Genomic DNA, 6,789 nt, shown 5'->3' with positions numbered 1-6,789 from the left:
TATGATTACGATCGCCTCCATTTTGTTGTGGTTATAGTTTGAAAACACGCCCTAGCCATTGCCAAAGAGCAAGAATCATTGCTTCATTCATTAAACAAACAACAACATTTTAAATTATGAAACTACCTCAAATGATTGTCACAACAGTGGCAGCTATCACCTTTGGATACATCGGCTCACAATACTTCACTAAAAATATTATGTATATCATAGGCGTTGGAATGGCTGGGCTTGGTGCAGTAGCATATGTTATTCCGCCCAAAACCAAACAAAAGCCAACCCCCACACAATCGAAGGAGCCTGTGGGAACTACCCGCCGTTGAGCGCAGTACTCAGATGGGAGCAAATGTTCAAAAAATTAATGAATTGTCAAGCGCCTAATTCTCAAACTCACGCCGAAATTTTGTCACTAACAGCTTGATGTATAATTTCTTTCTTTAACGAATCTGCTGCAACTGCTGCAATGGTTTCCCAATCTTCTTGTCTTAACAACAACCCAAGCAGTTCGCGCAGTATCTCTCGATTAGAAATGAATTCTTCGCCATAAAGTTCATCATTTTCCAGAGTAGCAAGTATGTATTCTCTTACCTCTGGTATCGGCAGTCTAAACTTTTCAAGTATTTTTTCTCTTGCAGTTTTTACAGCAATTTTCGTAGCTGTACCTAAATTCCAATTATTTAGCAGCAATCGCACTTCTCTATTTAGAGAAATACGCAACGTTGTGAAACGTCCCCAAAGTTCTAGATTGAACACTAAGGAACCAAATGCTGAACCCCAATCTAATCCAGCCCCAATATTGCCACCAACTTTATCCTCAGCTTCAACACCTTTTCGCAACCATTCTTCATCAAATAATAAACCCATTGGATTTACTGCATTTTCTTGGTTAAAGGTGCTTTGATCATCACTCTGTTCCTGCTGGCTCATTTATTTACCTTTGCTACCTTATCCAGGAGAACGGAAAACTCCATACTCAAAATAAACTAGATCGTCGTAATCTTCATCGTCTCCCACATCAATCATGCCTTGGCTATCATAAAATTCTTCTACTCCCGGTAGTGAATGCAATCCTACTCTACCTTCATACCCTAATTCCATACTGCAGGTTCTGGCAAATGCCAAGAATGCAGTCCCAACACCTTTTAATTTGGGGGGACGTTGGATATATGCCCGATTCCAAGGTGCGGTAGCTATACCGTCAATATATACCAAGCGTTTACCCTCTACCAGGCGAGAACCGTGCATTTGAGGCACGTAAGAGGTAATTTCTCTGTATCACCATAGTTTTACAACGTTCTGCCGTAGCTTCAGAGATAAATTCATCCATCTGCTTAATTATGGTCATGGCATTACCTTTTTTTAAAGTTATCCGTGCTTTTTTAAACCAATTATTCCGCTTATTGTCATCATTAAAAACCACATCAGCAAATTTTTGTAGCCGCTCAGTAACATGGGAAAAATCAAATAATTGATAAGTGGCTTCGGGAGATTTCAGTTTTTCTAAAAGAGGAGGAATATGCTTACATTTCCATTCAGCACCATCAGCGATTAATAAAACTTGTTTTGCTTGACTAATTCCCAAACTAATCAGATGCATTTCTAAAATTGGAAGATCGGAGCCATCATCAACCAAAACATGGATTCATAGGATGCGTGGAGCAGGGCGGCCGCATCATGTCAATAAGCAAAGTCTATTCTCAATAGACCGAAATTAATGTCATTAACTCTTGCTTATTGCGAAAGTTTTCGGCGATCGCTTTGGGGCTTAAAAAATAATCAAGCGCGAAATCCTGATTTTTTCGTTGGTTCTTAACCTTCGTTGTGATCAAGAGTAATTTAGATGCGTTTGCCCTGATGCGTGGAGAGGAAAGCGATAAAGAGCATAGGCAACACCTAGTTGAGTTAAAAACAAAGCATAGTCAAACAACTCAACCATGGTTAATGCTAAAGGTTTCGCAAACTTAAGGATTGATTGCTTTACTGGTGGATATTGCCATACCCAACCAAGTGGCGGGTAAAAATCCGGTACATCTGTGATGTTTTCGTTTACTGGATACTAAGGAGGAACTTCTAAATTTTCTCTGGTAATAGATGTCATACAGTTAAAAAAAGTTTTAATTGTACATTAGTCAGACGCTTGCAAAAGTTAATTTATGAAAACCATTGTTCCAATCAGACGGATTTGAAAAATTTTGCCTCAAAAAACACGACATTCTCACAGAGGTTATGCGGGCAAAAACAGATCAAGACATGGCAACCTAAAAATATACCTTAATGTTTGATGTGACTTTTCGCGTTAAGTCTTGAAAGCTTGCTCACAAAGGATTTAGAGCAAGGTACAAGATTTACATTAAAATAAGCCAAGCGTGGTATCAGAGGCGATAAGTCATGTTGGACAGGTAGGAGAAAAATTTTGCGACTTGTGAGGAATAGCGATCACCGCTTGAATGAGTGCAATGATGATTGAAACTTCTTGCTATCAACGTTTTACAAGCTACTTTGTTTTTCAAGTAACCTTGTATAAATTAGTTTGATATATTCCCCAAAACTTGTCTATCCTGATAAACTGATATAAACTCACACCAATTTCGGAGTGAATTTTACACAAATAAATTTAAAACTTCCGATTGAGTTGAGAAAGTTTATAAAAACTCACAAAAACTAATTTTATCAGAGGGTGTTTGAAAAGTCTGACAGGTTGTAAAAAAGCTCTCTCAGTATACGCTGTGAATAGAAAGTAGACAGCACCGAGAGAGCAACATGAGTAAAGCATACCCAAGCAATCTGACCCGCGCCCAGTATGCATTTCTCAGTGACATGATTCCAGAACCAAAACCCGGTGGTCGCTTTTCTTGAAGTCGATATGTGGGAAGTCATCAATGGGATCTTCTATATTCTGGTAAAAGGAGTTAGATGGCGATCGCTACCGGGTGACTTTTCGGCATGGCAAACAGTCTACACATATTTTCGCAACTGGCGCAAAGATGGAACTTGGCTCTTGATTGAATGGCACTAAGAAAAGCTGAAACAGCTGTGGTTTAAGCAGTTTGCAATTGTTTGCGTAATTCATGCCGGGATTTGGTCATCAAGGGATAAATTTTTGGCGGCGTTTGCGAACTCGTGCTTCACTGCGACCTGGGCCTTCTGGAATAGCCTTGTGAGCAATAACTTTAAGTAAAGTGTGATAAATTTGAAGACGTTTTGTTGAAGTTGCAGCTAACAGTTCAGGAATAAAGTTATTTAAATGATGGCGCGTACCTTGTAACGACAAGCGCAACGGAGGGGTAGAATAAGTAGTGCCTGCCGACCACATCAAACTACGAAGAAGATTGTAGGCAAGTAAATAAACGTAAATAATGTGTCTGCCAAGGTAACAGGGACTCTAAGGCGATCGCACTTAGAACAAATAAAAAGCGATCGCCTCTGTGAAATCATCAAACAAGTGCGATATCTACAACGGGTTACACCTATGCATTGGCGGCAATTAAAAAAGAGGGGCGTATCGCTTCTCCCCTCCACAGATGTAAGTATCCTAAGAGTTGAAAAGGTACGTTGCTTTATCGCCAACACACCCTACAAGGTCAGGCGATCGCACGATCGCATTACCAAATTTATTGTGTGTATCCTACGATCGCCCTGACCGCAAGGTAGAGTCGAGAGGGGATATTATTCCCCGTCCCTCTCTGTTAGAACCGTGCGTGCCTGTTTCCATGCACACGGCTCCCGATATTCTTAAGGGATAACCCTTTTGCTCATGTGGATTAAATCGTGACAAGATTCATGTATTGCTGTTAGGTTTTTACCCTTCCAATTGTCATGATTTCCATCTATGTGGTGTAGGTTTACTCGTTCTTCACTTATAAACTTTAAGCCACAGTGATCACATGTATGGTTCTGGCGTTTTAATGCCTTAGAGGTTTCTCCGTCATATAACTTACTGTTGCGTTCGCTCCAGTAAGGCATGTCTCCATCGAAAGGTGATTTGTTTCCTTTGACATTGACGTGTTTATTTTCGGAGTAAGAGACTGATGGGAACGCTTTTTCTATCAGCTTTGTAGTTGATTCTTTGTCGTTCCTTATTTCCTTGTTGAACACTTTCCACGTTCTATTGTTGGTGTGCCAAAGTGAGAGCCTTGACCCGTCCATTTTACAGAAGCGGTGGTAGTTTCTCCATCCTCTTACTATCGGTGCTAGCTTTTCAGCTTTTACCTTAGAACCATAATTCGAGTTGTTGACAATGGCTTTTACCTTCTGAGGGAATTTTTTATAATTCTCCACCGAGGGAGTGCATCTAAATTTTCCGTTGCTTTGTACTTTGAAGTGCCAGCCAAGGAAGTCAAAGCCATCTGTCGCGGCGGTTATTCTTGTCTTCTTCTCACTAAGCTTCATTCCTTTGTCGGCTAAGAATTTGTCGATTTTGTCAAGTATTTCTGTTGCATCGTCTTCTGGGCGGAGTACAATAACCATGTCATCCGCGTATCGGATTGCTGGTTTTACGATATTTTTTCCAGGGGTATTTTTAGTAATCCTACCCAAGTTGCTAGTTATGGAAAATGGTAACAGTAGATAGAGTAAAATCCCCTGCTGAGAGTGACTTGCTCTTGAAAATGATTAACGAAATAATTGCTATCTACTCTATCACTGACGATATCCTCAAAGCGATTGGGCACTCGGAAGACTGTCGTCGAACAATGAGCGATGCGGAAATTCTAACAACTGCTTGGGTGGCTGCTTTATTTTTCAATTGCTTTTCATCAAAAAGCTTGTGAATACATGGCAGAGCATGGCTTTATCCCCCAGATGTTATCCAAATCTCGGTTTAATCGTCGTGTACACGCGATCGCTGATTTGATGGATGACTTGTTTGCTCAAATGGGAATGGCACTGAAAGACATCAGTGATAATACTGAATATCTGATTGATTCCTTTCCGGTTCCCATTTGTCATAACATTCGTATTTCTCGTTGTCGCTTAGTTAATTCATCAGAGTATCGGGGCTATATCGCCTCCAAAAGATGCTATTTCTATGGGGTAAGAGTACATTTACTAAGTACAGCAAATGGTATTCCTGTGGAGGTTGCTTTTTTACCTGGGTCAGCCCATGACATCCGAGGGCTACATACTTTACCTGTAAATCTACCACCAGGTAGTCAGGTTTATGCTGATAAAGCTTTCAATGACTATCTCATCGAGGATAACCTCGCCTTTTGTGACGAAATTTCCTTACAAGTCCAAAGAAAAAAGAATTCCAAAAGAACTGACCCACCTTGGGTAGAGTTTATCAAACAAACTACAAGGCATTACATTGAGACAGTTTTCAGTCTGATTACTCAGAAGTTCCCTAAATCAATCCATGCAGTGACTATGAAAGGTTTTTTACTGAAGCTAAGAGCTTTTATCTTTGCCTTCACCTTAGAGCAGGCATTTTTGTAACTAGCAACTTAGGTTAATCCTGAGTCCGTCTTTGTGATATCGGTGGATACTTTCAATACCGTAGAAACCCGTGATTCTTGCAGCTATCAATGAAAAATGCTGCGGGTCTTGCTCTGATAAAGTCAGGTTCTAGGGATATGTCCTGCTTTTTGTTGGGTTACTTTTCTAGGCTCGGTTTCACCGTGGGAACCCCCTGTTAGCACCAGTGTCCACCCATAACGGTAGTCTGATTGTGCCCAGTTAAGAGCTTCACTCTACAAGTAACGAGCTTGTTCAGTGTGGGCAGATAAGGAGTCACGCATGAATCTTGCGGATGGGGCTTTCACCCATATCAATCTGAGAGTTCAGTGTCTAGTAATCTAGATTTCACTGGCGAATGGCACTAAGTTAAGCTGAAGGGTAGGCGGCGTAAGGATTGCAGAGGAGCAGGGGGGCAGAGGGGCAGAGGAGAATTTCTCTTGCTTCTTTCCGTATGCCTCTTGTTTCTGTCCGTATGCTTCTTCCTTCTTCTTTCTCCCCTGCTCCTCCGCTCCTCTGCACCCCTGCTGCCTCAACGATTTTCCCTTTTCTTAGTGCCATTCATTTCACTGGCTTAGATATGTACGGGCTGTTTACCGTGATTCCCTAAGCAACGAATCGCACTTCATCAACAAATGCGTAGGCAAAACTAGCTGTAGACATCGCTCCTCTTTTTATCCAATTAAACTAAAAAGCGATCGCCTTCTCTAATAAAAAGAGGAGCGATCGCTCTCGTAATCCTTAATTGAATCATTCGATAGAGGCTGTTATCTTCCTTTAATCAAAGGTTTCCCATGATAAGAGAAAAATAGTAAAGCCCCGATCAACTTTTTGCTTTATACGTGAATGCTTGTACATCCACTCTTACATCCAGCAAAGGGAGCGCACACTTTACCACAGATTTTCAGCACATCAGTGTTGAAATCAAAACTAATTTCAACCTCAGCTTTAAATCCAAAGGCACCACCGCCAATAGTAGCTGTTGGATGCTGAGGATTTAAATCAAAAGAACCTAGCGGTATCTTTCCCAACGGTGTATCTAGCTCTGCTGAACCCGTTATACTATCATTCGTTACGTTGTAACAGAGTTTAATCAGACTCAATACTGTAATACAACCACCTACTGCTACCGCCCTTGCTGATAATGATTTTTCAGAATCAACGATGTAAGGCAGAATGTCTTCTTTGTAAATAGTTAAAACCATGATTTCCATCCTTTTTTGTCTTTACAGTTTTAAGACGATTTCCTAGAACAAATTCTGAATTGTTTGACTTTCAATGTCAGCATCAGGTAACTGCGGTTGAAGTTGCGTCCCTCGAACAGAAACACTACACCCC

At 40.9% G+C, this 6,789-nt stretch carries 6 protein-coding genes and 4 pseudogenes; 4 read left to right on the top strand and 6 right to left on the bottom strand.

What is annotated here, in order from left to right; translation table 11 throughout:
* Nucleotides 1-116: 116 nt before the first annotated feature.
* Nucleotides 117-323, top strand: coding sequence for a hypothetical protein (locus ACFFAP_RS34295; protein WP_375515397.1), 207 nt, complete (start codon nt 117-119; stop codon nt 321-323).
* Nucleotides 324-390: 67 nt separating this feature from the next.
* Here the strand turns inward: ACFFAP_RS34295 and ACFFAP_RS34290 are convergent, their stop codons facing one another.
* The 3 genes and pseudogenes from ACFFAP_RS34290 to ACFFAP_RS34280 form a co-directional block, all read right to left on the bottom strand.
* Entirely contained in the window at nt 391-927 is a 537-nt protein-coding gene (locus tag ACFFAP_RS34290; RefSeq protein WP_375515396.1) for a hypothetical protein, read from the bottom strand.
* A gap of 18 nt (nt 928-945) precedes the next feature.
* Nucleotides 946-1,248 (bottom strand): annotated as a pseudogene (locus tag ACFFAP_RS34285) (GNAT family N-acetyltransferase); the annotation flags it as partial.
* 1 nt (nt 1,249) lies between these two features.
* Nucleotides 1,250-1,612: pseudogene (locus tag ACFFAP_RS34280) on the bottom strand (ISLre2 family transposase); the annotation flags it as partial.
* A 1,148-nt stretch (nt 1,613-2,760) separates the two neighbouring features.
* Between ACFFAP_RS34280 and ACFFAP_RS34275 the strand changes: the two are divergent.
* Nucleotides 2,761-3,004, top strand: a pseudogene (locus tag ACFFAP_RS34275) (transposase); the annotation flags it as partial.
* A gap of 81 nt (nt 3,005-3,085) precedes the next feature.
* On the opposite strand, the gene ACFFAP_RS34270 reads toward ACFFAP_RS34275, so the two are convergent.
* On the bottom strand, nt 3,086-3,316 hold the full coding sequence (locus ACFFAP_RS34270; RefSeq protein ID WP_375515395.1) for a hypothetical protein: 231 nt from the start codon (nt 3,314-3,316) through the stop codon (nt 3,086-3,088).
* Nucleotides 3,317-3,358: 42 nt separating this feature from the next.
* Between ACFFAP_RS34270 and ACFFAP_RS34265 the strand changes: the two genes are divergently transcribed.
* Nucleotides 3,359-3,640, top strand: coding sequence for a hypothetical protein (locus ACFFAP_RS34265; protein ID WP_375515394.1), 282 nt, complete (start codon nt 3,359-3,361; stop codon nt 3,638-3,640).
* 92 nt (nt 3,641-3,732) lie between these two features.
* Here ACFFAP_RS34265 and ACFFAP_RS34260 read toward each other — a convergent pair.
* Nucleotides 3,733-4,530, bottom strand: a pseudogene (locus ACFFAP_RS34260) (group II intron reverse transcriptase); the annotation flags it as partial.
* A 243-nt stretch (nt 4,531-4,773) separates the two neighbouring features.
* On the opposite strand from ACFFAP_RS34260, the gene ACFFAP_RS34255 reads away from it, so the two are divergent.
* Complete coding sequence (locus ACFFAP_RS34255) at nt 4,774-5,433, top strand: IS982 family transposase (RefSeq protein ID WP_375515393.1); 660 nt, start codon at nt 4,774-4,776, stop codon at nt 5,431-5,433.
* A gap of 854 nt (nt 5,434-6,287) precedes the next feature.
* Here ACFFAP_RS34255 and ACFFAP_RS34250 read toward each other — a convergent pair.
* Nucleotides 6,288-6,656 (bottom strand): hypothetical protein, encoded by a 369-nt coding sequence (locus tag ACFFAP_RS34250; protein WP_375515392.1) that lies wholly within the window; start codon nt 6,654-6,656, stop codon nt 6,288-6,290.
* Nucleotides 6,657-6,789: the final 133 nt, after the last annotated feature.

Origin of the sequence: uncultured Nostoc sp. (genome assembly GCF_964245575.1) — a bacterium.
In the GTDB taxonomy this organism is placed as follows: Bacteria; Cyanobacteriota; Cyanobacteriia; order Cyanobacteriales; family Nostocaceae; genus Nostoc.
Note: the sequence above shows the minus strand (reverse complement) of the source record. Positions and strands in the feature narration are given on the sequence as shown.

Excerpts from the sequence above, each read along its gene's own strand:
- ACFFAP_RS34290 (WP_375515396.1), bottom strand. The coding sequence starts at position 927 with ATGAGCCAGCAGGAACAGAGTGATGATCAAAGCACCTTTAACCAAGAA.
- ACFFAP_RS34250 (WP_375515392.1), bottom strand. The coding sequence starts at position 6,656 with ATGGTTTTAACTATTTACAAAGAAGACATTCTGCCTTACATCGTTGAT.
- ACFFAP_RS34255 (WP_375515393.1), top strand. The coding sequence starts at position 4,774 with ATGGCAGAGCATGGCTTTATCCCCCAGATGTTATCCAAATCTCGGTTT.
- ACFFAP_RS34295 (WP_375515397.1), top strand. The coding sequence starts at position 117 with ATGAAACTACCTCAAATGATTGTCACAACAGTGGCAGCTATCACCTTT.